Genomic DNA, 25,314 nt, shown 5'->3' with positions numbered 1-25,314 from the left:
TACACTGCTTCGGGCGTGCCTGCGTGTACGCACAGGCACGCCCGCGTGCAGGCCTCCTTAGCTCAGTCCGGCCAGAGCAACGCACTTGTAATGCGTAGGTCGTCGGTTCGAATCCGACAGGGGGCTCTTGATGTCGTGCCGGGAGGTCCGGGTCACTCGGTGGCCCGGACCTTCTGCGTGGGGAGGCCGGCCGCCCGGGCGATGACCCGGGCCGTGCGCAGGCCCTCCCGGTGGGCCGAGCCCGAGTGGGCCGGGCGGCAGCGGCCCCATTCCGGGGAGTACTCGGCCATGACCGCGCCCGGGTGGTCCGTGGTGAGTTCCGTGAGCGGGGCCTGGCGGCCGCAGGCGGCCAGGACCGACTGGAACTCGCCCGCGTTGGCGAAGTCGCACACCGTGTCCTCCCTGCCGTGCACCAGGTGGATGGGGAGGGGCGGCGCGGAGGCGCAGACGGCCATGGGGGAGGGCAGGCCGAGGAGGGGTTCGGGCTGGTTGTAGCGGGCCGAGATGCCGACCACGGCGGCCGGGCGCCAGCCCTCCGGCGGGTCCGGCCGCAGGGCCGTGGCCATCGCGGCGCGCCCGCCCAGGGACCAGCCGACGAGGACGACCTCCGCCGGGTCGCGTACGAAGTCCCAGGTGAAGCGGAGCGACGCGGCGAGCTGGGGACGGCCGCCGTCGGGGGCGTCCGGGTGCCAGTCGGGGACTATCACGGTGGCGCCGAGGCGGGCGACCTCCGCCGCCAGCGCGCCCAGGACGTCCCGTTCGGCGGGGCCGCGGCCGTGCCAGAGCAGGACCGTCGGGGCGTCCGGGGCGGCGGCGCGATGGATGTCGAGGAGCTGACCGTCGGACGAGTAGCGGACGGTGTCCATGACTGCGGTGCTCATGGGGTTCCCCTGTCTCTCAGCGGCCCGCGACCCGGTCGGCGATACGCGCGATCCGGGACGACTGTGCGGCATGGGTGGTGACTTCGCGGCGGTCGGCGGCTCGATACGTCGCGTACATGCCGTGTACCCCGAGCCAGCGGAAAGGTTCGGGTTCCCACTTGCGGACCTTGTGTTCGACCCAGGGGAGTGTGGTGAGGTCGGTGGCGCCCGACTGACCCGAGTCCCGCTGGACCAGGTCCCGGAGCGTGCGGGCGGCGAGATTGGCCGTGGCCACTCCGGAGCCCACGTAGCCGCCCGCCCAGCCGAGGCCCGTGGAGCGGTCGAGGGTGACCGACGCGCACCAGTCGCGCGGTACGCCGAGCACACCCGACCAGGCGTGCGCCACGGCGATGCCCGAGAGCTGGGGGAAGAGGCGGACGAGAAGTTCGCGCAGCGCCTCGACCGTCGACGCCTGCGTACGGCCGTCGTTGTCCGTACGGGAACCGTAACGGTACGGAACTCCACGGCCACCGAGCGCGATCCGGTCGTCGGCGGTGCGCTGGGCGTACATGTAGGCGTGGGCCATGTCGCCGAGGGTCTCCCGGCCCTCCCAGCCGACCGACTCCCACTGGGCGGGCGTCAGCGGCTCGGTGGCGATCATCGACGAGTTCATGGGGAGCCAGGTGCGCTTCTGGCCCTTGAGGGAGGCCGTGAAGCCCTCCGTGCAGCGCAGGATGTAGGGGGCGCGGACCGTTCCGTACGGGGTGACGGCGCGCTTCGGTCTGATCTCGGTGACGGGTGTCGACTCGTGGATCGTGACGCCGAGTGCCTCCACGGCCGCCGCGAGGCCCTTGAGCAGCTTGACCGGGTGCAGCCGGGCGCCGTGCGGGGTCCAGGTGGAACCGACGGCGTCCGCGACCCGGACCCGGTCCGCGGTCTCGCGCGCGCCGTACAGCTCGCGGTCCTCCTCCCCGTACGAGAGTTCCGTGTCGTGGAAGGTCTTGAGGCGGGACATCTGGGCGGGCGTGCACGCGACTTCGAGTACGCCTCCCTGGTGGATGTCCGCCTCGATGTTCTCCTCCGCGGCGACCCTGACGACCTCGGCGACCGTGGCGTTCATGGCCTCCTGGAGGCGCACGGCGGCCTCGTGGCCGTGCAGGCGCACGTACCGGTCGCGGCCCGCGATGCCGTTGTAGAGCCAGCCGCCGTTGCGGCCGGAGGCGCCGTAGCCGCAGAACTTCTGCTCCAGGACGGTGATCCGCAGGAAGGGCGCGGCCTTCTTGAGGTAGTACGCGGTCCACAGCCCGGTGTAGCCGCCGCCGACGATCACCACGTCGGCGCTCGCGTCACCCGGGAGGGACTCCCGGGGGAAGGGAAGGCCGTCCTCGGCGTACCAGAACGATATGCCGCCGTTGACGGTGGTGCGGGGCGCGCGTGGTGACGGGGCCGTGGGGGGCGCGTAAGGCGCGGGGGGTGTGCTGTCCGTGTCGGACGCGCTGTCCGCGTTCTCCGTGCTGCTCATGCGCGGTGACGTTAGCTTCTCCAGGTGGTGGGTGTCTCCTTCGGATTTCGTGGTTCTGGAGAGGGTGGGGGTGGTGAAGGTGGGATTTGGGCGGCTGCTGGAGCGGGGCGGACGGTTCCTGGAGCAGTGGGGGCTGCGTCAGGAGGGGGCGCCGATGAGCGGGCAGGTCTCGGTCGTGCTGCCGGTGGTGCGCGGCGACGGGACACCGGCCGTACTGAAGCTGCAGGACGTCGATGAGGAGACGGCCGGTGAGGGGCCGGCGCTGCGGACCTGGGGCGGCGACGGGGCCGTACGGCTGCTGGACGAGGACGCGGCGACCGGCACGCTGCTGCTGGAACGGCTCGACGAGGACCGGCCGTTGGCCGATGTGCCGGATGTGATGAAGGCGACGTCGATCCTGGCCGGGCTGCTGGCGCGGATCACGGCTGTGCCCGCGCCGGCGGGTCTGCGGCGGCTGGACTCCGTCACCGCGGGCATGTTCGAGCGGCTGCCCCCGGTGCTGGAGTCCCTCGCGGCGGAGGACGACCGGCGGCTGCTCGCGGACTGCGCGGCGGCCGTGCGCGAGGTCGCGGGCGAGCCGGGGGACCGGCTGCTGCACTGGGATCTGCACTTCGAGAACGTCCTCGCCGCCGACCGCGAACCCTGGCTCGTCATCGACCCGAAGCCGCTCGCCGGTGATCCCTGCTTCGATCTGCTGCCCGCCCTCTGGAACCGGTTCGAGGAGGGGATGTTCACGCGCCGCTTCGACCTGATGACGGAGGTGCTGGGGGTGGATCGGGGACGGGCGCGCGCCTGGACCTTGGGGCGGGTGCTTCAGAACTCGCTGTGGCAGGTCGAGGAGGGGGAGGGGCTGGACGAGGAGCAGGTGGCCATCGCGTTGCTGTTGTTGGGGCGTTGAGGAGGGAGGGGAAGGGGGGAAGGAAGGGCTGGGGTCGTGGAGGGTCAGGGTTCCAGGATCACCTTGCCGTGTGTGGCCCTGGTCTCCAGCGCGCGGTGCGCTGCGGCCGCTTCCGCGAGGGGGAAGCGGTGGATCGCCGGGACCAGGCGGCCCTCTGCTGCTTCGGCGAGGGCGCGCAGTTCCAGGGTGCGGATCGGGTTGGGGCCGCCCGCCTTCTGCATCATGGCGGGGCCGAGGACCGACAGGGACACGCCTTCGACGAGGTACGGGGTGCCGTCGTGCAGGCCCGTGCCCGACCAGCCGAAGACGATGTGGCTGCCTCGGGGGTGAGGGGGGTGTGGTGCGTGCGGTGTGCGGGGCGTGAGGAGTGCGACTGCCTTGCGGGCCGTTTCGCCGCCCACGCCGTCGAAGACCACTGTGGCCGGGCGGTTGCCGAGGAACCGCCTCACCTGGTCCGGCCAGTCAGGGTCCAAGTAGTCGACTGCCAGGTCCGCGCCGTTCTTCTCGACCCGCGCCACCTTGTCCGAACCGCCCGCCAGGCCGATCACCGTGGCGCCCGCGTTCTTCGCGTACTGCACGAGCAGGGTGCCGATGCCGCCCGCCGCGGCGGGGATCACGGCGACGGAATCGGGGGTCAGTTCGGCGAACTGGAGGATCCCCATCGTCGTACGGCCCGTGCCGATCATCGCGACCGCTTGGGCGAAGTCCAGGTTCCCGGGGATCTCGTGGACGCGGTCGACGTCTGTGACGGCCAGTTCCGCGTAGCCGCCGGGGTTGAGGCCGAGATGGGCCACGACCTGTTTGCCGAGCCACAGGGCGGCCACGCCCTCGCCGAGGGATTCGACCGTGCCGGCGACCTCTCGGCCGGGGATCGTGGGGAGGTCGGGCAGTTCCGGGTACGGGCCCTTGACGCCTGCCCGGAGCGCGGTGTCCAGGAGATGTACGCCGGCGGCCGCGACCTTGATACGGACCTGGCCGGGGGCGGGGACGGGGGCTTCCGTTCGCTCGTACGTAAGGTTCTCGGGCGGGCCGAAGGTGTGGAGGCGGGTGGCTTGCATGGGTCCCCCTGGGAGGCGTGGCTGCGGAGTCGCGTCGGGCTTGGGGCGGGGTGCGCGACTGCCAGTTTTTGACCTCAAGCGTGCTTGAGGTCAAGGCCTGCCCTGGTGCGGATCCTGAAGGCCAGGGACACCGCCTCCAGCGCGCTGTTGAAGGACACCTCGGACAGCACGCCGGGGGCCGCCACCTGGTCGCCCGCCAGGTAGACGTCGTCGCCTCGGTCCACGCGTGGGCGGTCGCGCCAGCTCGTGCCCGGGGGATCGACCGCGCCCGTGCGGCCGTTCGCCAGTGCCTCCCGGCGGTACGTGACCCGGTCGCGCCAGGCCGGGAAGGCCAGGTCGAGGAGTTGCTCGGCGCGGGCGATGCCGTCCGCGCGGGACTCGTGCGGTGCGATCGGGATCTGACCCTGGAGAAGCTGTTCGCCGGGCGGGGCGAGGGTACGGTCCTGGGCCGTGAACCGCTCGATCCAGCCCGGGGCGTCGAGGTCGGAGACGGCGAACGCGTCGCCGCGGCGGGTGCGGACGGCCAGGTCGATCAGGGCCGTACGGCCGCTCGGCCAGGTCAGGGAGCTGTCCCGGAGGAGCGTGCGGGCCGCGTCCAGGGAGGTGGCCACGATGACCGGGCCGTGGTCGGCGGGCAGTGCGGCGACGCGGGCCAGGGTCTCCACCCGTACGCCGAGGTTCCAGGCGCGGCCCGCCATCCTGTCGATGACGCCCGCCCAGCCGCCGCGCGGGTAGTGCGCCTCCGGGGGGAGCTTCGTGGCGCGGCGCAGGCGTTCCTGGACGAAGGCCGCGGAGAGGGTGCCCGGGGCGTGGTGGAAGAGGGCGACCGCGGAGTAGTGGGCTGCGGCGGTCGCGCCCTCCTCGCCCGCGATGTCCGTGGCCCAGGTGGTGAAATCCTGGTCGACGGGTGCCTGTTGGGGCGTGCGGCGGAGGAGTTTCAGCATCGACAGGGGTGGGGTGCGGCGCAGGGCGCCGTTGTGGCGGAGGCGGAGGCGGGCCGCTTCCAGGGGTGGCAGCGGGGCCAGTTCACCGAGCAGGCCGCGCTGCTTGAGCCAGGTCCAGTGGGGGCCGCCCTTGTAGAGGGCGTGGGGGCCCTCGTTCGTCCTGTACGGGCCCTCGGCGGTGCGGGCTCGGCCGCCGAGGGTGTGATGGGCCTCGTACACGGTGACCTTGGCGCCTGCCTCCGCGGCGGTGATGGCGGCGGTGAGGCCGGCGAAGCCGCCGCCGATGATCGTGATGCGGTGCATGGGTGGGTCTCCGTTCTGGGCTGTTTCTGGGTTGTCGTCATGACTCCTGGCGGGCTCGGGATGTGACATCCGGGGATCTTGGGTGGGTGGGGGGGAGATGGAGGGGATGGAGGGGGCTCTTGGGGGGCGGGGTGTTGTCAGTGGTGGGGTGCAGGATGGGGGGATGGTGAGCAGAGCGGTGAAGGTGAAGGGTGCGCGGCGGCCCGAGGTGCGGCTGCCGTCGCTGGAGCCGTTCGAGGGTGGTGGGCTTGAGCCGGACGGGGACTATGACGGGCTGCGGTTCACCGACGTGGACTTCGTGGGGCAGGACGGTGGGGGTGCGCGGTTCATGGACTGCGCGCTGACGGGGTGCGCGGTCGACGAGACGCGGCTGCATCATGCGCGGGTGCTGGATTCCGTGCTCACCGGGATGCGGGGGGTGGGGACGGACTTCGGGTCGGCGACCTTCCGGGACGTGGAAGTGGTCGACGCCCGGCTGGGCGGGGTGCAGATGCATGGCGCCGTGCTGGAGCGGGTGGTCTTCCGTGGGGGGAAGATCGACTACCTGAATCTGCGGGAGGCTCGGATCCGGGATGTGGTGTTCGAGGGGTGCGTGCTGGTCGAGCCGGACTTCGGGGGTGCTCGGCTGGAGCGGGTCGAATTCGTGGACTGTGTGCTGAAGGGGGCGGACTTCAGCGGGGTGTCGCTGACGGACGTGGATCTGCGGCGGGCCGCGGAGGTGGGGTTCTCGCGGGGGGTTGATCGGCTGGCGGGGGCTGTGATCAGTCCGGCGCAGTTGTTGGATCTTGCGGGGGTGTTTGCTGCGGAGGTGGGGGTTCGGGTGGTGGGGGTTGATGTGTGACTTTTTGAGCGCGTTTCGCCGTCTGGCGGGGGTGAGGGTGAGGGCCGGGGGTGCGGCGGGGGTGGGAGCGGGCCGTGCCGGTACGTCGAGCCCGCCGCCCCCGGGTGTACTGCTCTTGGTCTTGTCGGGCGCCCCTTCCTGGAGGAGCCCTACGCGGCGGGCTTTCGACGTACCGGCACGGCCCGCTCCCGCGCCGTCGCCGGGTGCCGGGGGCTTTGTGGGCTGGCTGCGGCCGGGCGTTCGTCTTTCAGCCCGTCCGGCGTTTGAGGACGAGGCCGTTCAGGCCGATGGGGGGTCTGGGGGCGCAGCCCTCAGGGAGGGTGCGCTAGGTGTCAGGGGAGGCGGGGGAAGCGGGCCTCAAGGTTCCAGATTGCCGGGTTGTCGCGGAGCGCCTCGTGGAGGTCGGTCAGGTCGGCCAGGATGTCGTGGAGGAAGTCCCGGGCCTCACGGCGGAGTTCGGCGTGGGAGAAGGTGAGCGGGGGCTCGTCGGCGGGCATCCAGTCGGACTCGATGTCGACCCAGCCGAAGCGGCGCTCGAAGAGCATGCGGTCGGTGGACTCGGTGAAGTCCAGTTCGGCGCGCTGGGGGCGGGAGGCCCTGCTGCCCATGGGGTCCTGGTCGAGCTGTTCGACGATGTCGCACAGGGCCCACGCGAAGTCGAGCACCGGCACCCATCCCCAGCCTGTGGACAGCTCCCGGTCCGCCTTCGTGTCGGCGAGGTAGACGTCCCCGCAGAACAGGTCGTGGCGGAGAGCGTGGACGTCCGCACGGCGGTAGTCGGTCTGCGGGGGGTCCGGGAAGCGCGAGGAGAGGGCGTAGCCGATGTCGAGCACGTGGGTGATGGTGTCACGCCGTTCTAGGATCGCCGCCATGCCCCGGTCTGCTGGCTTTGGTCCCGTTGTCGTTCTGCTGGTGTGTGTTCTGGCCGGCTGTGATGGAGGTGTGCGGGGCGTCGCGGGGGCTCCCGGGGTGCGGGATCCCTACTTTCCCAAGTCGGGGAACGGTGGGTACGACGTCACGCATTACGGGCTCACGCTCGACTACGAGCCGCGGACACGCCGGCTGGTGGGCAAGGCGGAGATCCGGGCTCGGGCGGAGAAGGACCTCAGCGCGTTCAACCTTGATCTGAAAGGCATGGGGGTTCGGTCGGTCGAGGTGGAGGGGAAGCCCGCGCGGTTCAACCGCAGTGGGGATCATGAGCTGACCGTTCGGCCGCGGGACGACTTGGGCGGCGGGGATGTCTTTGTCGCCGTTGTTCGCTATTCCGGGGTGCCGGAGGTCATCACCGATCCCGATGGGTCGGAGGAAGGGTGGCTGCCCACCGAGGACGGGGCACTGGGGCTGGGGGAGCCCACCGGGTCGATGGCCTGGTTCCCCGGCAACCACCACCCGGGTGACAAGGCCTCGTACGACATCTCGATCGCCGTGCCCGAAGGGCTGGAAGCCGTCTCCAACGGGGAGCTGAGGAGGAAGACGGTGAAGGGCGGGCGTGCCGTTTTTGATTGGCATGTCCCGGAGCCCATGGCGTCCTACGTGGCCGTGATGGCCGTGGGGAAGTTCGGGATTCGTCGGTCTGAGGCGGGCGGGCTGCCTGTCTATGTGGCTGTGGATCCGCAGGAGGCCGCGGCGAGTGGGGCGGTGCTCGGTCGGATTCCTGAGGTCGTGGAGTGGGCCGAGCTCAACTTCGGGCCGTACCCCTTCTCGTCGACCGGCGCGATCGTGGAGCGGGAGAACGACGCCGGGTACGCCCTGGAGACCCAGAACCGGCCCGTGTTTCCCGGTGTGCCCGGCGTTGAGCTGCTCGTGCACGAGCTGGTCCACCAGTGGTACGGGAACTCCGTCACTCCCAGGTCGTGGCGCGACATGTGGCTGAACGAGGGCTTCGCGACGTACGCCGAGTGGCTGTGGGGCGAGGACCACGGCGGGGATTCCGTGCAGGACGTCTTCGACGCGCTGTACGAGGGTGACTATTTCGACAAGAAGGCGGACAACGACGCCGTCTGGGACTTCCCGCCCGCCCGGCCGCCGAGTGCCGCGCGGATCTCCGACAGTCCCGTGTACGAGCGGGGCGCCATGGTGCTGCACAAGATCCGCCAGACCGTCGGCGACGAGTTGTTCCACGACATCCTTCGGGGCTGGGCCACCACCCGGCGCCACGGCAACGCGGACACGGACGACTTCACCGCCTACGTGGAGAAGAAGGCGCCGGACGAGGACTTCTCCGGGATCTGGGAGGACTGGCTCTATGGGGAGGGGCGACCGGCGGCTCGGTAGTCCCCGAGGAGGGTCATTCCGGGCCACGTGTGGTTCCGGGTGGCTGTGACGGCCGTGGCGGGGTCAGTGGAGGATCTTGCGCAGCACCGTGCAGGGGCGGCCCAGTTGGCGGTCCTTGCGGTGGCCGATCGTCTCGTAGCCGATGGTCGTCCAGAAGGCGAAGGCTCCTGGGTTGTTGTCCAGGGCCGCCAGGCGTACGGCGTCCCTGCCCGCCTCGCGGAAGCGGGCCTCGATGTGTGCCGCCAGCCGCCGTCCGTGGCCCTTGCCCTGGTGTGCCGCGTCGACCAGCAGCAGGCCGATCCAGGGATCGGGGTCGCCCGGGTCCGGATGGTGCGCGAGTGTGATCGCGACCGCGACGAGCTGTCCGGCGCTGCGGGCCTGCAGGACCTCCACGTCCGGGTTGGCCAGCTCGTCCGCCAGTGCCTTCGCCACCTGCTCCGGGCGGATGTCGTGCGGGTCGGGGAAGTCGCCGCTGAGGGCGTAGAACGCGTGGTTCGAGGCGTAGAGGGCGGTGAGTTCCGTGAGGAGGGGGCCCGGCAGGTCGCGGTCCGGGGTGAGGGCGAGCGGTTCGAGGATCACCCCGGGCAGGGTAGGCGCTCCGGATGCCTCCTGAGGGTTTCGGGGAGGGTGGGGGCTGGGCGTCCGGAGTCCGGGGAGTTGTCTGTGGGGGCGTGGGGGCGGGCGCGCCGTTCCTCGGGCCCCTTTCGGGTGCTGCCGCAGGGGGCTCCGGGGGAAGACCGAGGGGCCCGGTACGGCTGCAGCCGTACCGGGCCCCTCGTGTGTCGTGCGCGTGCTGGGTCAGACGTTGACGCCGAAGTCCTTGGCGATGCCCGTCAGGCCGGACGCGTAGCCCTGGCCGACCGCGCGGAACTTCCACTCGGCGCCGTTGCGGTACAGCTCGCCGAAGACCATGGCCGTCTCCGTGGCCGCGTCCTCCGAGAGGTCGTAACGGGCGATCTCGGTGCCACCGGCCTGGTTCACGATGCGGATGTACGCGTTGCGGACCTGGCCGAAGTTCTGCGAGCGGGTCTCCGCGTCGTAGATGGACACCGGGAAGACGATCTTGTCGACGTCGGCCGGGAGGCCCGCGAGGTTGACGTTGATCGCCTCGTCGTCGCCGGCGCCTTCACCCGTGCGGTTGTCGCCCGTGTGGACGATCGTCTGGTCCGGGGTCTGCTTGTTGTTGAAGAAGATGAAGTGGGCGTCCGAGTAGACCTTGCCCTCGGGGTTGACCGCGATGGCCGAGGCGTCCAGGTCGAAGTCGGTTCCCGTGGTGGAGCGGACGTCCCAGCCGAGGCCCACGGTGACGGCGGTCAGGCCCGGAGCCTCCTTGGTCAGCGAGACGTTGCCACCCTTGGACAGGCTTACAGCCATGGTTGGGAGTCCTTCCCTCGTTATTTGTACGTACGGGTCGTGCGGTGGTGCGCGTCGGGCTTCGTACGGGACGAAGCTACCGCCATCCCTAAGAACGCCGATGGGGGTCCCCAGGGTTCCGCTCCTCTTTACTTTCTTTACCTGGGGGTGGGAGGGCCGCTCCGCGCCGGGTCGGGTACGGGGCGGTGACCGTTCCGGTGGCGAAAAGCTGGTGACGTGGACCGGACAGACAGGGGACCATGGGTCCATGTCCGGTCCCTACGTCATCCGTGGCTCCGTCTCGCTGCCCGAGGCCGAGCTCATGTGGCGTTTCTCGCGCTCCTCCGGGCCGGGCGGCCAGCACGTCAACACGACCGACTCGCAGGTCGAACTGCGCTTCGACCTCGCGAAGACGGAGTCGCTGCCGCCGGTGTGGAAGGAGCGGGCACTCGCCAAGCTCGCCGACCGGCTGGTCGACGGGGTCGTCGCCGTGCGCGCCTCCGAGCACCGGTCCCAGTGGCGCAACCGCGAGACGGCCGCCGTGCGGCTCGCCTCGCTGCTCGCCGAGGCCAGTGCCCCGCCGCCCAGGGCCCGCCGGGCCACCCGCATTCCGCGTGGGATCAACGAACGTCGGCTCCGTGAGAAGAAGCAGCGGGGCGATACGAAGCGTGGGCGTTCCGGGCGCGACTGGGGGTGAGCGAGGGGGAGGGGTCGGGCGGACTCGCTCCCCCTTTGCTTTGTTCGCTTTCCGCGCTTCCCATTGCCGCTCCCGCGGTGGGGCGGGGGAGTGCGGGGGCGGGATCGTGGTGCCGCTTCGGGCGGCTTTTCTGGCGGCGGAAGAAAAGGCCGGAGAAAAGCGCGGCAGAACGCTGACCGGGACGGAATTTCCCGTTCCGTGAATCCTGTGACGCGGATGCTGTGGAAAGCGCGGCCGTCGGGGTCGAGGGCGGCGTACGGCGAGCCGGGCGTTTCCGGCGCCGTGGGTGGGCGGGAAGTGCGCGCGGCTTCACAGTCGTACACGGTTCATGCCTGGAAGGCGGGCTAGCCCAACTGCCGGTAACGGCCTCGGAAATACGTGAGCGGTCCGCCCTCGGGGCCCGGCAGTGAGGACGTCAGCACCCGGCCGATCACCAGGGTGTGATCACCCGCCGTCACCCGCTGCTCGGTGCGGCACTCCAGGGTCGCCAGCGATCCGTCCAGCAGTGGCGCACCCGAGACCTTCCCGCGGACGAACGGCACGTCCGCGAAGAGGAGGCGGTCGGAGATGCGGTTCTTCATGGAGAAGCGGCTCGCGACGGAGCTCTGGCCCTCGGCGAGCAGGGAGACCGCCCACACGGGCTGCTCGTCGAGCAGGTCGTCCATACGGGAGCCCTCGCGCAGGCCGATGAGCACGAGGGGCGGGTCCAGGGACACGGACATGAAGGAGGTCGCCGTCATGCTGACGTCCTCGCCGCTCGGGGCGTCCGGGTCGGTCTGCGGCTCGTGCGCGGTCACCAGGACCACGCCGGCGGCCAGCCGGGACATGGCGGCGCGGAACTCTTCGTTGCTCACCCCCTCAGCATGCACGGGAGGGGCGGGCGGAGCGGCAGAGGGAGTGTTCAGCACACGAAGACGCTATTCTCCGCCGACGTCGAACACATCCGACCAAGGCCCGAAGCGGGTCCTAGGACTGAAGTGGGAGTGTGACTCGGATCTCTTACCAGGCGCGCGCACATCTTCCACAGATTTGCGTTCAGTAAACGCACCGCGAAAACACAGAAACTCTACTCAATTGTTCATCTTCACCTGTGACTTGAGTCACAGGTGCCATAATTTGTTGACCCTGTGTACCGAGTGGGCAGCGCGCTGTGATTCAGTGGCGGGGAAGCTGGCAGGAGTAGGCCGGGAGAGAACCCTGGAGTTGCTGTCGAGGTCTTCGAGGGGGGAGGGCGAATGGAGACGGAGTCGGAGCCGTACGTCCGCCTTGCCACCCTGCGGCAGCTGCACACGGTCATGGCGGACATGAACACGGCCCGCAGCCTGGCCGACACGCTGCAGACCGTGGCCGACGGAGCCGTCAACGGACTCGGCTACGAGCTGGCCGCCGTCAACCTCGTCCAGCCCGACGGCGACCTGGTGGTCGCCGCCCTCGCCGGGAACTCCGCCGCCGAGGCGCTCATCACCGGCCGCACCGGCTCCCGCGAGTCCTGGGAGCGCCGGCTGAACATGGGCGAGGCGTGGGGCGACCTGCGTTTCATACCGCACACGGAGGGCTGGGTCCTCGACGAGGACGACGTCCCGCAGTGGTACACCGACGGACCCGAACCGCGCTTCGAGGACGAGTGGCACCCCGCCGACCGGCTCTTCGCGCCCATGTACACCCCGAGTGTCCCGAGCGGCTCCTGCGGTGAACTGATCGGCGTCCTGTCCGTGGACCGCCCGCGCAACGGCCGGCACCCGGGCGCGTGGGGCCGCGAGGCCCTGCAGATGTACGCGTTCCAGGCCGCCATCGCCATCAGCAACGCGCGCCTGCGGGCCAACATGCAGCGCGCGCTGGTCCGTCTGGAGCGCGAGCAGCAGGCACTGCGCGCCAGCGAGGAGAGCTTCCGGCAGGCCTTCGAGTACGCACCGTCCGGCATGGCCGTCGCCGAGATGGGCGGCGACCAGCACGGCCGGATCCTGCGCACGAACGACGCCCTGTGCCGCCTCCTCGGCCGCCCCGCCTCCTCGATGCGCCGCTACTCGTTCTCCGACCTCGTCCACCCCGAGGACATCGGCACCCTGCTGCGGACCTCCGCCGAGGGCGGGCGCGCCGAACTGAGACTCTGTCGCCGCGACGGCACGTACGTGTGGGTGTCGCTGCGCAACAGCGTGGTCGCGGACGCCGCCGACGGGCCGCGCTTCCTGCTCACCCACGTCGAGGACATCGAGGAGCGCAAGCGCCGCGAGCTGCAGCTCGCCCACCGCGCCTCCCACGACTCGCTCACCGGCCTGCCGAACTCCGCGGAGCTGCGCTCCCGGCTCGCCGCCCGGCTGTGCGCGCGCCCCACGGCGACGGAACCCGGCGTGGTCGACACGATCGACGCCGCGTACGGGGAAGTGGTGGCCGCGCGCAACGCGCACGCGAACGGGTACGACATGAACGCCTACGACGTGAACGGGCACGGCTTCGACTACCGGCCGGTCCCGGACGCCATCGACGCGTACGACCACCATGTGCACACCGTCACACCCGAGGGGGAGCGTGACGACGGCACCAAGGGACTCGCGGTCCTCTTCTGCGACCTCGACGGCTTCAAGTCGATCAACGACCGCTTCGGGCACAACGCCGGGGACTACGTGCTGATCGAGGTGGCCCGCAGGCTGGGCGGCGCCGTGCGCGACGGGGACACGGTCGCCCGGCTCGGCGGCGACGAGTTCGTGGTGCTCGCCGACGGCCTCGGCCGGGCCGACGCGGAGGACCTCGCGGTGCGGCTGCGCAACGAGATAATCCAGCCGATCAGGGTCGACGGACGGGCCATGCGCGTCGGTGCCAGCTTCGGTATCGGGTGGGCACATTGCGGCATGTCTGCGGACGAGGTCCTGCAGTCCGCTGACGAGCGGATGTACGTAGAGAAACGTTCTCGTCCCAAAGCGCACAGGCGCGCGGGCTGATCCGCAGGTCAGCGCTGCCGTGCGAGCTGAGTCACCCGTTTGGGGCAGCGGGACCGGGTAGGCTCGCCTTTCGATCCCCCGTACCGCATCTGTACCGCACCCGCTAGGAGACCAAGGGATGACGCCCGGCAACAACGGCGCGAGCACGCCCGAGGACGACGACCCGTTCGGCTATCTGTACGAGGACGGGAAGGCCGCCGGAGCCCAGCCGCCGAGTGGCGGTGGTGGTTACGGCTACCCCGGCTCGGTCAACCGGGTGCGTCCGGTCGGTGAGCGCCAGTACGGCCAGTCCGCCGCGCAGGCCGCCCCCACCGCGCAGTACGGGCAGGTGCCGCAGCAGCAGGGCACGTACGGGCAGCCGAACGCGAACTACGCGACGGCCGAGAACTTCTCCGGCGGCGCGACCACCACGCACCAGCAGACGCACGGCGGCCACGGTGGCGGCGGGCGGGGCCGCGGGCCCAACACCAAGGGTCTGCTGATCGGCGCCGTCGCCGTCGTCGCGGCCGTGGTGATCGGCATCGGTATCGCGATGCTCGGCGGCGACTCGGACGACGACAAGAGCGGCGACGACGCCGCGGGTCCGACCGCGTCGGCCGGCCAGAGCGCCGAGCCCAGCAAGACGGGCACGAAACCGGCCGACGACGCGGCCGAGCTGCCCGAGATCGACGCGAAGGCCCTGAAGCTCGGCTCCGGTGTGACGACCGCCTCGGACATCAAGGGCGCGAGCGCGGCGGGCGGCATCTACGTGACCGGCCTCAACCAGGTCGGCGCCGAGGTCACCTGGACCGTCAACGGCATCCCGAAGGCCGGCACCTACACCGTCTTCACGAAGTACAGCGTCCCCGGCAAGGACGCCAAGATGACGCTCACCGTGAACGGCAAGGAGTTCGGCACCAAGCTGAACCTGGGCAACTTCGCGCAGGCCAAGGAGAACGAGTGGGACAAGGGCTGGACGGAGACCTACTCCTGGCCCACCCTCACCAAGGGCACGAACACGATCTCCATCTCCTGCCAGGAGGGCGACAACTGCGACGTCCTCCTGGACCAACTCCGCCTGAAGGCAGGCCAGGTCAAGGACTAGGCCACCTTTTCAGGGGCGCGGGGAACGGCGCAGTCTTTCGTCTTCTGCCTTTAGGGGCGCGGGGAACGGCGCGACCAGCCCCCACCGACCCGCAGCCGACAACAGCCCAAAGCGGAGCGCTACGCCGCGGTGGTGTGCCCCGTAACGGACACCCGCCCCAACAACTCCTCGTACGCCGAGCGATCGAACTCCCCGGCGACCGGCGCCAGCACAGTCGCCGCGGACAACGCCACCGCCCGAACCAACCGCTCGGGCCACGGCAGCCGCTCCACCAGCCCCGACAACAGCCCCGCGACAGCGGAATCCCCTGCCCCCGTCGGATTGCCCCGCACCGCCCGCGGCGGAGCGGCCCGCCAGTGACCGTCGGGCGTACGGGCCAGCAGCCCCTCCGCGCCGAGCGAGGCCACCACCGCGTGCGCGCCACGCCGGCGCGCGTCCCGGGTGGCCTGCGACGGATCGTGGGAACCGGTGAGTTCGGCCAGCTCGTCCACGTTCGGCTTGACGATGTCGGGCCGGGCCGCGATCCCCCGCCGCAACGGCTCGCCACTCGTGTCGAGCAGTACCGGTATCGCCAACGCCCGCGCGGTACGCACCAGTTGCGCGTACGCCCCGACCGGCACCCCGGGTGGCAGGCTGCCGCACAGGGCCACCGCCGAGCAGGAGCGCAGCAGAACCTCGTACGCCTCCTGGAAGGCGGACCACTCGGCGGGCGTGATCTCCGGTCCCGGTTCGTTGAGCTGAGTCGTGTCACCGGTCGTCGTGCCGACCACCGCGATCGTGCGGCGGGTCGAGCCGCTCACCGGGACCAGCGCGTCGACGACATCGGGCGTGCGCGCGAGCTGGTCCCGCAGGGCCCGCCCGGTGGCGCCGCCCACGAAGCCGGTCACGGTCACGTCGTGGCCGAGGGCCGCGAGGACCCGGGCGACGTTCAGCCCTTTCCCGCCGGGCCGTTCGGTCAGCTCGTCGACCCGGTGGGACGTGTGTGGGCGCAACTCCCGTACGCGGTACGTGATGTCGAGAGCGGTGTTCAGCGTGACCGTGAGGATCACCTGGGCGACCTCCCTCGATGTGCACGCGCTCACCGAGTGCGTGTTCCGGTGCCTGTCCGAAGCCCGATCATGTCAAAGACAACGGCCCTCGGCCCAGCCCCCCGACTCAGGTGGCCGCAGGTTCGACCAGCCATTCACCCCGCCGCATCACGCCCTTGACCTCGAAGTCGGAGTCCAGGACCACCAGGTCGGCGTCCTTGCCCGGTTCCAGCGAGCCCACCCGGTCGTACAGGCCCAACTGCCGTGCCGGATTGGCGGAGATGGCCGCCACGACCTCCTCGACGGGCAGCCGGTCCACGGTCACCGCGCGCTTGAAGGCCCGGTCCAGGGTGAGCGTGGAGCCTGCGATCGAGCCGCCCTCCACCAGACGCGCCACGCCGTCCGCGACCTCGACCTCCAGCGGGCCGAGCATGTAGCGGCCGTCGCCGAAGCCCGCCGCGTCCATCGCGTCCGTGATGAACGCCACCCGCCCGCCGCCCGCGTGATGGAACGCCAACTGCAGCGAAGCGGGGTGGAGATGGACGCCGTCGTTGATCAGCTCGACGGTGACCCGCTCGTCCTCCAGCAGGGCCGCGATCGGGCCCGGGGTGCGGTGGCCGAGCACGGGCATCGCGTTGAACAGGTGCGTCGCCACGGTGGCGCCCGCGTCGATGGCCTCCACGGTCTGCTCGTACGTGGCGTCCGTGTGCCCGATCGCCGCGATCACGCCGTGCTCGACGAGGAGGCGTACGGAGTCGATGCCGCCCGGCAGTTCGGTGGCGAGGGTGACCATGCGGGCCTGGCCGCGCGCCGCGTCGATCAGCTTGCGGACCTCCGCCGGGTCGGGGTCGCGCAGCAGCTTCTCGGAGTGCGCGCCCTTGCGGCACGGGGAGATGAACGGGCCCTCGAAGTGGACGCCCGCGAGGTCGCCCTGCTCGGCCAGCTCGGAGAGCAGGCCCGCGCGCTGGGCCAGGCCGTCCATGTCGCCGGTGACGGTGGAGGCGACGAGGGTCGTCGTGCCGTGCGCGCGGTGGGTGTGGATGCCCTGGAGGATCTCCTCGACCGTGCCCGAGGTGAAGGAGGCGCCGCCGCCGCCGTGGTTGTGCATGTCCACGAAGCCGGGCACCAGGTAGTGCCCCGAGAGGTTCTTGTGGGGGGCGCCCTCGGGAGCGCTCCCGGCGATCCGTGAGCCCTCGATGATCAGACGGCCGCCCGGCACCGTTCCGGTGGGGAGTACGACAGTCGCTCCGGTGAGGACGGTGACCTGCGGGCCGGTCGGAGAGACGCGCTCAGTGGTCATCAGGCGGATACCTCCGAAGCGGGGTGGGTGGGGAGGGCGAGCAGGTCCCAGGCGAGGAGGCCCGCGCCGAGGCAGCCGGCCGTGTCTCCCAGTGCGGCGGGGACGATGGACGGCAGTTTCTGGAAGGTGACGCGCCGCTCGACCGCGGCCCGCAGTGGCGTGAACAAGGTTTCCCCCGCCTCGGCGAGACCGCCACCGACGATCAGGGTGCGCGGGTCCAGCAGGGTGAGCGCGGTGACGAGCCCGTCGGCGAGGGCGTCCACGGCGTCCTGCCAGACGGCCTGTGCCCGGGGGTCGCCGGACTCGACGGCCTTCGCGCAGTCCGCCGCGTCCGCGTCCCGGTCGCCGGAGGCTTCGGCCCACGCCTCGCTGACCGCGGCGGCCGACGCGAAACGCTCCAGACAGCCGCGCTGCCCGCAGGGGCAGGGGGCGCCCCCGGGGCGTACGACGATGTGGCCGATCTCGCCCGCGAAACCGTGCGCGCCCGCCTCCACCCGGCCGTCGATGCCGATCGCGCCGGCGATGCCCGTGCCCAGCGGTACGAACAGGAAGCGGTCCGCGCCCCGGCCGGCCCCGATCCGGCCCTCGGCGAGGCCACCGGTGCGTACGTCGTGGCCGAGGGCGACCGGGACCCCGTACAGCCGCTCGCTGAGCAGGTTCCGCAGGGGGACGTCGCGCCAGCCGAGGTTCGCCGAGTAGGCGGCGATGCCGCGGTCGGCGTCCACGATGCCGGGGACGGCCACACCGGCGGCGGCCGCGGGCTCGCCGAAGTGGCGCTCGCCGTGCGCACGCAGGTCGGCCGCGAAGGCGAGGATCGACTCGACGACGGAGTCCGGGCCGCGCTCCCGGCCCGTCGAGCGGCGGGCCTGGTGCAGCAGCTCGCCGTCCGCCCCCACGAGGGCGGCCTTCATTCCGGTGCCGCCCACATCGAGGGCGATGACGTGTCTCACGCGTACAGTGTCGCCCCTTACCCCGTGAGAGGTCTAGTCCACTTACGTGGTGTAGACCTTAGAGCGAAAATTGCGAATCGGAAGTTTGAGATCGCATCAGCGAATCGGTGGATGCGCGGACATGTGGACGCGCGGACGCGTGAGTACGCACCTCGCGGGTAGGTGGATGCGCTCATGCGACGAACAGGGTTGGGGACGGCAGCAGTGCAGCGGCGAGTGACAAGTCTGATCGCGGCGATGTCCGCACTGGGTGTGACCGCGGCCCTCGGAGGCTGCGGAAACTCCGCCGAGTCCAAGGACGTCACGCTGAAACTCGTGGCGGCCGACTACGGCGACTCCAAGGCGAACAGCTCCCAGAAGTACTGGGACAAGGTGACCCGGGCCTACGAGGCCAAGCACCCCGGTGTCGACGTCGAGGTCAGCGTCTACTCGTGGAACGACGTGGACGCCAAGGTCAAGGCGATGGTCGACGAGGGCAGTCCGCCCGACATGGCGCAGATCGGCGCGTACGCCGACTACGCCGACGCGGGGCAGCTCTACCGCGCGGGCGACGTGCTCTCCATCGACACCCAGGCCGGCTTCGTGTCGCAGCTGTCCGTGGCGGGGGAGATAAACCGCACGCAGTACGGCATGCCGTTCGCCTCCTCCACCCGGCTGCTCTTCTACAACAAGGACCTCTTCTCCGACGCCGGCCTCACCCCGCCGGAGAGCTGGAGCGACCTCGCCTCCGACGCGGCGGCCCTCAAGGCCCAGGGCGTGAAGTACCCGTACGCGCTGCCGCTGGGGCCGGAGGAGGCGCAGGCCGAGACCATGATGTGGCTGCTCAGCGGCGGCGACGGGTACACCGACACGGTCGGCTCCTACAGCATCGACTCGAAGCAGAACATAGAGACCTTCACCTGGCTGAAGGACAAGCTGGTCGACAAGGGCCTCACCGGGCCGGTCGCTCCCGCGAAGCTCAACCGGGCGCAGGCCTTCGCGGCGTTCACGCGCGGCGAGGTCGGCATGCTGAACGGCCACCCCACGCTGATGAAGGCCGCCGCCGCGAAGGGCGTGAAGTTCGGCATGGTGCCGATGCCCGGCGCGAAGGGGCGCTCCAAGGCCACGATGGGTGTCGCCGACTGGATGATGGCGTTCAAGAAGAACGGGCACGCGGAACAGATCGGGGACTTCCTCGACTACGTGTACAGCGACGAGAACGTCCTTGAGTTCTCCCACGAGTACGACCTGCTGCCGGTGACGACGTCCGCCTCCGAGACGATGGCCGCGGACAAGGACGACGCGGATCTCGTCGACTTCCTCGGTGAGCTGCCCAACTCCGAGCTGTATCCGGTGGGGCAGACGTCCTGGGCGACGGTCAGTGCGGAGATCAAACGGCAGATCGGGCAGGCGGTGAGTCCGGAGGGGCAGCCTGCGGCTGTGCTGGGGCGGTTGCAGCGGGTCGCTGCCGCGGCGCAGAACTCGGGGTGACCTCGGCGGGGGCCGGGGCCGGGGGCCGGGGGTCGGTCGGGTGCGGGTTCGGTGGGGGCTTGTCGCGCCGTTCCCCGCGCCCCTGAAAGACGAAAGACTGCGCCGTTCCCCGCGCCCCTTGAAGGCAAAGGATTGTGCCGTTCCCCGCGCCCCTGAAAGCGAAAAGACTGCGCCGTTCCCCGCGCCCCTGAGGGCGGGGGTTAGCGTGTTGGTATGGGTGATGAGGGGCTGAGTGCGCAGGAGCGGGCTGTGCTTGCTTTGGAGGGGCGGGGGTGGGAGTCGCCCGGGGCCAAGGAGCGGGCTGTCCGGGAGGAGCTGGGGCTCGCCCCGGTCCGCTACTACCAGTTGCTGAACGCCCTCCTGGACGCGCCGCGGGCCCTGGCCCACGACCCGGTGACGGTGAACCGCCTGCGGCGCATTCGTGAGGTACGCAGGTCCGGGCGGGAGGCGTAAGAACCCACCTCGGCGGATAGGGTCGCAGCATGGCCAGTCACCCCGCCTCATCGTCGATGCCGAGCCCCGTGACGTCGGCGGGCCGAGAAGGCCTCGATGCCATCGTCGCGCGGCCCCACAGGGCCGTCCTCGCCTTCGACTTCGACGGCACCCTCGCGCCGATCGTCCCCGACCCCGAGCAGGCCCGCGCCCACCCGGACGCCGTACCGGCACTGGCGGCGCTGGCCCCGAAGGTGGCGTCGGTGGCCGTCGTCACCGGCAGGCCGGCGAGTGTCGCCGTGCGGTACGGCGGCTTCGCGGGAGTCCCGGGTCTCGACCACCTCGTCGTGCTCGGCCACTACGGGGCGGAGCGCTGGGACGCGGTCACCGGCACGGTCCGGGCCCCCGCCCCGCACCCGGGCGTCGCCGCCGCCCGCGCCGAACTCCCCGGCTTCCTCGACGGCATCGGTGCCTGGCAGGGCAGCTGGATCGAGGAGAAGGGCCGGGCTGTCGCGGTCCACACCCGCCGCGCCCAGGACCCCCAGGCCGCCTTCGAGGCACTGCGCGAACCGCTGGCCCGGCTGGCCCAGAAGCACGGCCTGATCGTCGAACCGGGGCGGCTGGTCCTGGAGTTGCGCCCGGCGGGCATGGACAAGGGCGTCGCCCTCGGCGAGTACGTGCGCGAGGTCGGCGCCGAGTCGGTCCTGTACTGCGGAGACGACCTCGGCGACCTGCCGGCCTTCGCCGCCGTCGAGAAACTCCGCTCCGACGGCATCCCGGGCCTCCTGGTCTGCAGCGGCAGCACGGAGGTCACCGAACTGGCCGACCGAGCGGACCTGGTGGTGGACGGCCCGGAGGGCGTAGCCCACCTGCTCACAACCTTGGCCGACCAACTGGCCACCCGCTAGGGGCCGTCCCACCAGGGGCGTCCAGCCAGAGGCGCCCCGCTCAGGGGCGCGGGGAACGGCGCGGTCTCTTGGCTTTGGCTTTGAGGGGCGCGGGGAACTGCGCACCCAGTCCCCACGGCCCGCAGCTCCGAACCGACCCCGCGTCAGCGACCCCCTACGAGTCCAGCGCGTGAAGCTGGTCCAAGAACCAGCGCGCCGGAGGCAGAGCGGTAGCCGCCGCAGCCAACCGCTTGGTCCGCTCGGCCCGCTCCCCCAGGGGAACCGTCAACGCCTCGTGCAGGGCCTCCGCCGTGCCCGACACGTCGTACGGGTTCACCACGATCGCGTCCTCGCCCAACTCCTCGTAAGCCCCCGCCTCCCGCGAGAGCACCAGCACGCACCCGTCGTCCGACACGACCGGCACCTCCTTCGCGACGAGGTTCATACCGTCGCGGATGGGGTTCACGAGGGCCACGTCGGCCAGTCGGTACGCCGCGAGCGAGCGCGCGAAGTCGTCCTTCACGTGCAGCACGACCGGCGTCCAGCCCTCCGTCCCGTACACGGAGTTGATCTCGTCGGCGACCCGCTGCACCTCGGCCGTGTAGTCGCGGTAGACCGCCAGGTCCTGCCGCGAGGGGTACGCGAACGCCACGTGCACCACCCGCTCGTGCCACTCGGGCCGGTCGTCCAGCAGCTGCCGGTAGGCGAGCAGCCCGCGCACGATGTTCTTGGACAGTTCGGTCCGGTCCACCCGCACGATCGCCTTCCGGGCGCCGCCGTCGGGGGCGGTGCCGATCTGTTCGCGCAGCGCGGCCATCCGCTCGTCGACGTCCTCGCGGTGCGAGCGCTCGCGCAGGAAGTCCGCGTCGGCGCCGAGGCCGTGCACGCCGATCCGCGTGTCCGGGTCGTAGTCGGGCCCCAGTACGGTCCGGCAGCACTCCGTGAACGCGTCCGCCCACCGCTGGGTGAGGAACGCGGCCCGGTCGGCGCCGAGGATCCCGTCGAGAACCTTCGCCGCGATGTCGTCCGGGAGCAGCCGGAAGTAGTCCGGCGGGGCCCACGGGGTGTGCGAGAAGTGCCCGATCCGCAGGTCGGGACGGAGCTCGCGGAGCATCCGAGGCACGAGGGTGAGGTGGTAGTCCTGTACGAGGACCGCGGCGCCGTCCGCCGCCTCCTCGGCCAGCGCCTCGGCGAAGGCCTGGTTGTACGTCTCGTAGGCCGCCCACTGGCGCCGGAACTCCGCGTCGAAGACGGGTTCCAGGGGTGTCTGGTACAGCATGTGGTGGACGAACCAGAGCGCGGAGTTGGCGATGCCGTTGTATGCGGCCGCGTGGGTCTCGGCGTCGATGTCGAGCATCCGTACGCCCTCTTCGCCGACGCCGCGCCGTACCGCCTCGCGGTCGCCGTCGCCGAGGGCCGAGCAGACCCACAGGGCGCCGGCGTCGGGGCCGATCGCGGAGAGGCCCGACACGAGTCCGCCTCCGCCGCGCTTGGCCGTGAGCTCGCCGGACTCGTCCTTCGTGTACGAGACCGGGCCGCGGTTGGACGCGACGAGGACGGGGTGGGTGCCGTGCGTGTGAGCCATGACTCGAAATCTAGCCGCAGCGCTATCCGCTCAAACGTTCCCCCTGGCCGCGGAGGGAGGTCGTGGGTCACCTGGCCCCCGGCGGGGGCGGGCCGCGCAGTTCCCCGCGCCCCTAAAGACAAAAGATTGCGCCGTTCCCCGCGCCCCTGATGGGGGCGCGGGGAACGGCGCAATCGGTTCCACCGGGCCGCAGCCGACGACGGTGCTTCCCGCGCAGCGGAGCCGTGCCCCTACGCCGCGCGCCGCGACACGTACTCTCCGATGTCGATCATCGGGGGACGTTCCTCCATGTCCACCGAATGCGTCCGCGGCTCGAAGCCGCTCTCCCCCCGCACGAACTGCGTGAGCGACGGCCGGATCATGTGCCCACGCGCAAGCCGCAGCTGAGCCGTGCGGTAGATCGCCGCGGACATCCGCCCGAGCGCCTGCCCGTCCTGGTGCCGGTGCTTGCGCACGCCCACGTCGACCTGCGCGAGGGCGTCCAGGCCGACCAGGTGCAGCGAGTCGACCAGCATGCCCAGCTCCACGCCGTACCCGACGGGGAACGGCAGCCGTTCGAGGAGGGAGCGGCGGGCCGCGTACTCCCCGCCCAGCGGCTGGACGAAGCCCGCCAGCTGCGGCCAGTGCATGTTGAGCAGCGGGCGGGCCATGAGTTCCGTGACCCGGCCGCCCTGACCCGCGGCGGAGCCGAGCGGACGGTCGTACATCGCCTTGACGAGGTCCACGCCCGGGTCGGTGAGCAGCGGACCGACGATCCCGGAGACGAAGTCCGCGGAGAACTCCTTCAGGTCCGCGTCGACGAAGGCCACGATGTCCCCGCGCGTGACGAGCAGCGAGCGCCACAGCACCTCGCCCTTGCCGGGGACGGCCGGGATGCGGGGCAGGATCTCGTCCCGGTGCACCACACGGGCGCCCGCCGCCGCGGCGACCTCGGAGGTGCGGTCCGTGGAGCCCGAGTCGATCACCACGATCTCGTCGACGAGCGGCACTTTCGCGGTCATCAGCTCGCGGCGGATCACGGCGACGATCTCGCCGACCGTCTCCTCCTCGTTGAGTGCGGGCAGTACGACACTCACCGTGGACCCGGTGGACCGCTTCGCGGCGACGATCTTCTTGAGCGGGCGGTCCTCGACGGACCAGGAGCGCGTGCTCAGCCAGCGCTCGACGTCTTCCAGCACGTGCGGCTCTCCCTTGCGTTCATTGGGATGCGTGCGTCCGAAGGGACGGAAACCCGGTGTGACGGTCATCTCGCGGTTCGGACGGCTCTCTCCACCATCCAGGCCTTCGGTTACAGTCTTGAACAACGCTGATGACCATCGCATGTCGGGGGTCGTTGCGTGGACAACTAAAATCACGTGCAGGACCACAACTGAATACCGCTCATCCAGAGGGGCAGAGGGATACGGCCCGTTGAAGCCCCGGCAACCCTCCAGCCGGTCTCGTCCTGATCATCGCCGATCAGCGCAGCGAGGCTCCCGGCTCGGGAAGGTGCCAAATCCGTCTCATGGCGAAGTGCGTCGTGAGGAAGATGAGGAAAGGGCCTCGCCTCCATGGCTGCGCAGACAGTTGCAAGCACCACGAATTCCACCCCCGTCGCCAACTCCGTCGACCTCGGTCCGGCCGCCGCGCTCTCCTGCCGCGAGTGCGGCCACCGCGTCCCGCTCGGTCCGGTCTTCGCCTGCGAGGAGTGTTTCGGCCCGCTGGAGATCGCCTACGACTTCTCCGGCTACGACACCGAGGAACTCCGCAAGCGGATCGAAGCGGGCCCCGCGAACATCTGGCGGTACGCGCCGCTGCTGCCCGTCCCCGCGGACGTGGCGGAGAAGCCGAACATCAACCCCGGCTGGACCAAGCTCGTGCAGGCCGACAACCTGGCCCGTGAGCTGGGCGTCGACGCGGGCAAGCTCTTCGTCAAGGACGACTCGGGCAACCCGACGCACTCCTTCAAGGACCGCGTCGTCGCCCAGGCCATCGAGGCCGCGCGCGCTTTCGATTTCACCACCCTTTCCTGCTCCTCCACCGGCAACCTCGCCGGTGCGGTGGGCGCAGCCGCGGCCCGTGCCGGCTTCCGTTCCTGCGTGTTCATCCCGCACGACCTGGAGCAGGGCAAGGTCGTCATGGCCGCGGTCTACGGCGGCGAGCTCGTCGGCATCGAGGGCAACTACGACGACGTGAACCGCTTCTGCTCCGAGCTGATCGGCGACCCGGCCGGCGAGGGCTGGGGTTTCGTCAACGTCAACCTGCGGCCGTACTACGCGGAGGGCTCCAAGACCCTGGCGTACGAGATCTGTGAGCAGCTCGGCTGGCGGCTGCCGGACCAGCTGGTCGTGCCCATCGCCTCCGGCTCGCAGCTGACGAAGATCGACAAGGGCCTGAAGGAACTGATCGAGCTCGGCCTCGTCGAGGACAAGCCGTACAAGATCTTCGGTGCCCAGGCCGAGGGCTGTTCACCGGTGTCCGTCGCCTTCAAGGCCGGGCACGACGTCGTACGGCCGCAGAAGCCGAACACGATCGCGAAGTCCCTCGCCATCGGGAACCCGGCCGACGGGCCGTACGTGCTCGACATCGCCCGTCGCACCGGGGGCGCCGTGGAGGACGTGAACGACGAGCAGGTCGTCGACGCGATCAAGCTCCTGGCGCGGACCGAGGGGATCTTCGCGGAGACCGCCGGCGGGGTGACGGTGGGGGTCGCGAAGAAGCTGATCGAGGCCGGTCTGCTCGATCCCACGCTGACGACCGTCGTCCTCAACACCGGGGACGGTCTGAAGACGCTGGACGCCGTCGCCTCCGACACGGGGCTGACCGCGACCATTCGTCCGAACCTCGACTCCTTCCACGAGGCCGGCCTCGGTTCCTAGCCGTTGTTTTACGCTGCGGGCCGGTGGGGGCCGG

General features: G+C 70.8%; 23 protein-coding genes, 1 tRNA gene and 1 riboswitch. Of the genes, 11 read left to right on the top strand and 13 right to left on the bottom strand.

Annotated elements, in window-relative coordinates; translation table 11 throughout:
* The first annotated feature begins 51 nt into the window (after positions 1–51).
* Positions 52–126 (top strand) — tRNA-Thr (locus tag OHS59_RS20885).
* Positions 127–152: 26 nt separating this feature from the next.
* On the opposite strand, the gene OHS59_RS20880 is transcribed toward OHS59_RS20885, so the two are convergent.
* Entirely contained in the window at positions 153–881 is a 729-nt protein-coding gene (locus tag OHS59_RS20880) for an alpha/beta hydrolase (protein WP_328494935.1), read from the bottom strand.
* 16 nt (positions 882–897) lie between these two features.
* Complete coding sequence (locus tag OHS59_RS20875; protein ID WP_328494934.1) at positions 898–2,382, bottom strand: NAD(P)/FAD-dependent oxidoreductase; 1,485 nt, start codon at positions 2,380–2,382, stop codon at positions 898–900.
* A 73-nt stretch (positions 2,383–2,455) separates the two neighbouring features.
* Here OHS59_RS20875 and OHS59_RS20870 point away from each other — a divergent pair, with 73 nt between their 5' ends.
* Positions 2,456–3,280, top strand: a complete 825-nt coding sequence (locus OHS59_RS20870) for an aminoglycoside phosphotransferase family protein (RefSeq protein WP_328494933.1) — start codon at positions 2,456–2,458, stop codon at positions 3,278–3,280.
* Between the two features lie 44 nt (positions 3,281–3,324).
* Here OHS59_RS20870 and OHS59_RS20865 read toward each other — a convergent pair whose 3' ends face one another.
* Entirely contained in the window at positions 3,325–4,338 is a 1,014-nt protein-coding gene (locus OHS59_RS20865) for a zinc-binding dehydrogenase (protein WP_328494932.1), read from the bottom strand.
* A gap of 74 nt (positions 4,339–4,412) precedes the next feature.
* On the bottom strand, positions 4,413–5,585 hold the full coding sequence (locus OHS59_RS20860; protein ID WP_328494931.1) for an NAD(P)-binding protein: 1,173 nt from the start codon (positions 5,583–5,585) through the stop codon (positions 4,413–4,415).
* A 163-nt stretch (positions 5,586–5,748) separates the two neighbouring features.
* Between OHS59_RS20860 and OHS59_RS20855 the strand changes: the two genes are divergently transcribed.
* Complete coding sequence (locus OHS59_RS20855; protein WP_328494930.1) at positions 5,749–6,426, top strand: pentapeptide repeat-containing protein; 678 nt, start codon at positions 5,749–5,751, stop codon at positions 6,424–6,426.
* 332 nt (positions 6,427–6,758) lie between these two features.
* On the opposite strand, the gene OHS59_RS20850 is transcribed toward OHS59_RS20855, so the two are convergent.
* The gene (locus OHS59_RS20850; protein WP_328499294.1) at positions 6,759–7,259 is read right to left on the bottom strand and encodes a hypothetical protein; all 501 of its coding nucleotides are present in this window, start codon (positions 7,257–7,259) and stop codon (positions 6,759–6,761) included.
* Between the two features lie 37 nt (positions 7,260–7,296).
* On the opposite strand from OHS59_RS20850, the gene OHS59_RS20845 reads away from it, so the two are divergent.
* The gene (locus OHS59_RS20845) at positions 7,297–8,700 is read left to right on the top strand and encodes a M1 family metallopeptidase (RefSeq protein ID WP_328494929.1); all 1,404 of its coding nucleotides are present in this window, start codon (positions 7,297–7,299) and stop codon (positions 8,698–8,700) included.
* Between the two features lie 63 nt (positions 8,701–8,763).
* On the opposite strand, the gene OHS59_RS20840 is transcribed toward OHS59_RS20845, so the two are convergent.
* Both OHS59_RS20840 and OHS59_RS20835 read right to left on the bottom strand, forming a co-directional pair.
* Complete coding sequence (locus tag OHS59_RS20840; RefSeq protein WP_328494928.1) at positions 8,764–9,279, bottom strand: GNAT family N-acetyltransferase; 516 nt, start codon at positions 9,277–9,279, stop codon at positions 8,764–8,766.
* A 219-nt stretch (positions 9,280–9,498) separates the two neighbouring features.
* On the bottom strand, positions 9,499–10,074 hold the full coding sequence (locus OHS59_RS20835; RefSeq protein WP_328494927.1) for a TerD family protein: 576 nt from the start codon (positions 10,072–10,074) through the stop codon (positions 9,499–9,501).
* Between the two features lie 247 nt (positions 10,075–10,321).
* On the opposite strand from OHS59_RS20835, the gene arfB reads away from it, so the two are divergent.
* Entirely contained in the window at positions 10,322–10,750 is a 429-nt protein-coding gene (gene arfB / locus OHS59_RS20830; protein WP_328494926.1) for an alternative ribosome rescue aminoacyl-tRNA hydrolase ArfB, read from the top strand.
* 344 nt (positions 10,751–11,094) lie between these two features.
* On the opposite strand, the gene OHS59_RS20825 is transcribed toward arfB, so the two are convergent.
* Complete coding sequence (locus tag OHS59_RS20825; RefSeq protein ID WP_328494925.1) at positions 11,095–11,658, bottom strand: flavin reductase family protein; 564 nt, start codon at positions 11,656–11,658, stop codon at positions 11,095–11,097.
* Positions 11,659–11,985: 327 nt separating this feature from the next.
* Here OHS59_RS20825 and cdgB point away from each other — a divergent pair, with 327 nt between their 5' ends.
* The gene (gene cdgB, locus OHS59_RS20820) at positions 11,986–13,686 is read left to right on the top strand and encodes a diguanylate cyclase CdgB (protein ID WP_328494924.1); all 1,701 of its coding nucleotides are present in this window, start codon (positions 11,986–11,988) and stop codon (positions 13,684–13,686) included.
* A 118-nt stretch (positions 13,687–13,804) separates the two neighbouring features.
* Positions 13,805–14,770, top strand: coding sequence for a carbohydrate-binding protein (locus OHS59_RS20815; RefSeq protein ID WP_328494923.1), 966 nt, complete (start codon positions 13,805–13,807; stop codon positions 14,768–14,770).
* A 119-nt stretch (positions 14,771–14,889) separates the two neighbouring features.
* Here the strand turns inward: OHS59_RS20815 and OHS59_RS20810 are convergent, their stop codons facing one another.
* From OHS59_RS20810 to OHS59_RS20800, 3 genes are all read right to left on the bottom strand, one after another.
* Positions 14,890–15,819, bottom strand: coding sequence for a 1-phosphofructokinase family hexose kinase (locus OHS59_RS20810; RefSeq protein WP_328494922.1), 930 nt, complete (start codon positions 15,817–15,819; stop codon positions 14,890–14,892).
* Between the two features lie 106 nt (positions 15,820–15,925).
* Positions 15,926–17,098, bottom strand: a complete 1,173-nt coding sequence (gene nagA / locus OHS59_RS20805; RefSeq protein ID WP_328494921.1) for an N-acetylglucosamine-6-phosphate deacetylase — start codon at positions 17,096–17,098, stop codon at positions 15,926–15,928.
* A complete protein-coding gene (locus OHS59_RS20800; protein ID WP_328494920.1) occupies positions 17,098–18,048 on the bottom strand; it encodes an ROK family protein in 951 nt (316 codons plus the stop codon). Before OHS59_RS20800 ends, nagA begins: the two co-directional genes overlap by 1 nt.
* 204 nt (positions 18,049–18,252) lie before the next feature.
* On the opposite strand from OHS59_RS20800, the gene OHS59_RS20795 reads away from it, so the two are divergent.
* The 3 genes from OHS59_RS20795 (at position 18,253) to otsB (ending at position 20,858) form a co-directional block, all read left to right on the top strand.
* Positions 18,253–19,518, top strand: a complete 1,266-nt coding sequence (locus OHS59_RS20795; protein ID WP_443061474.1) for an ABC transporter substrate-binding protein — start codon at positions 18,253–18,255, stop codon at positions 19,516–19,518.
* 213 nt (positions 19,519–19,731) lie between these two features.
* Positions 19,732–19,971 carry a DUF3263 domain-containing protein gene (locus OHS59_RS20790; RefSeq protein WP_328494918.1) on the top strand — a complete coding sequence of 80 codons (240 nt, stop codon included), beginning with the start codon at positions 19,732–19,734 and terminating at the stop codon, positions 19,969–19,971.
* Between the two features lie 29 nt (positions 19,972–20,000).
* The gene (otsB, locus tag OHS59_RS20785; RefSeq protein WP_328494917.1) at positions 20,001–20,858 is read left to right on the top strand and encodes a trehalose-phosphatase; all 858 of its coding nucleotides are present in this window, start codon (positions 20,001–20,003) and stop codon (positions 20,856–20,858) included.
* A 154-nt stretch (positions 20,859–21,012) separates the two neighbouring features.
* On the opposite strand, the gene OHS59_RS20780 is transcribed toward otsB, so the two are convergent.
* The gene (locus OHS59_RS20780; protein WP_328494916.1) at positions 21,013–22,422 is read right to left on the bottom strand and encodes an alpha,alpha-trehalose-phosphate synthase (UDP-forming); all 1,410 of its coding nucleotides are present in this window, start codon (positions 22,420–22,422) and stop codon (positions 21,013–21,015) included.
* Positions 22,423–22,652: 230 nt separating this feature from the next.
* Complete coding sequence (locus tag OHS59_RS20775) at positions 22,653–23,600, bottom strand: glucosyl-3-phosphoglycerate synthase (protein WP_328494915.1); 948 nt, start codon at positions 23,598–23,600, stop codon at positions 22,653–22,655.
* Between the two features lie 199 nt (positions 23,601–23,799).
* A riboswitch (SAM riboswitch) is annotated at positions 23,800–23,957 on the top strand.
* Between the two features lie 15 nt (positions 23,958–23,972).
* On the opposite strand from OHS59_RS20775, the gene thrC reads away from it, so the two are divergent.
* Positions 23,973–25,280 carry a threonine synthase gene (gene thrC / locus OHS59_RS20770; protein ID WP_328494914.1) on the top strand — a complete coding sequence of 436 codons (1,308 nt, stop codon included), beginning with the start codon at positions 23,973–23,975 and terminating at the stop codon, positions 25,278–25,280.
* Positions 25,281–25,314: the final 34 nt, after the last annotated feature.

It is taken from the genome of Streptomyces sp. NBC_00414, from assembly GCF_036038375.1.
Classification (GTDB): Bacteria; Actinomycetota; Actinomycetes; order Streptomycetales; family Streptomycetaceae; genus Streptomyces.
This window is presented reverse-complemented; position numbering and strand designations above follow the sequence as displayed.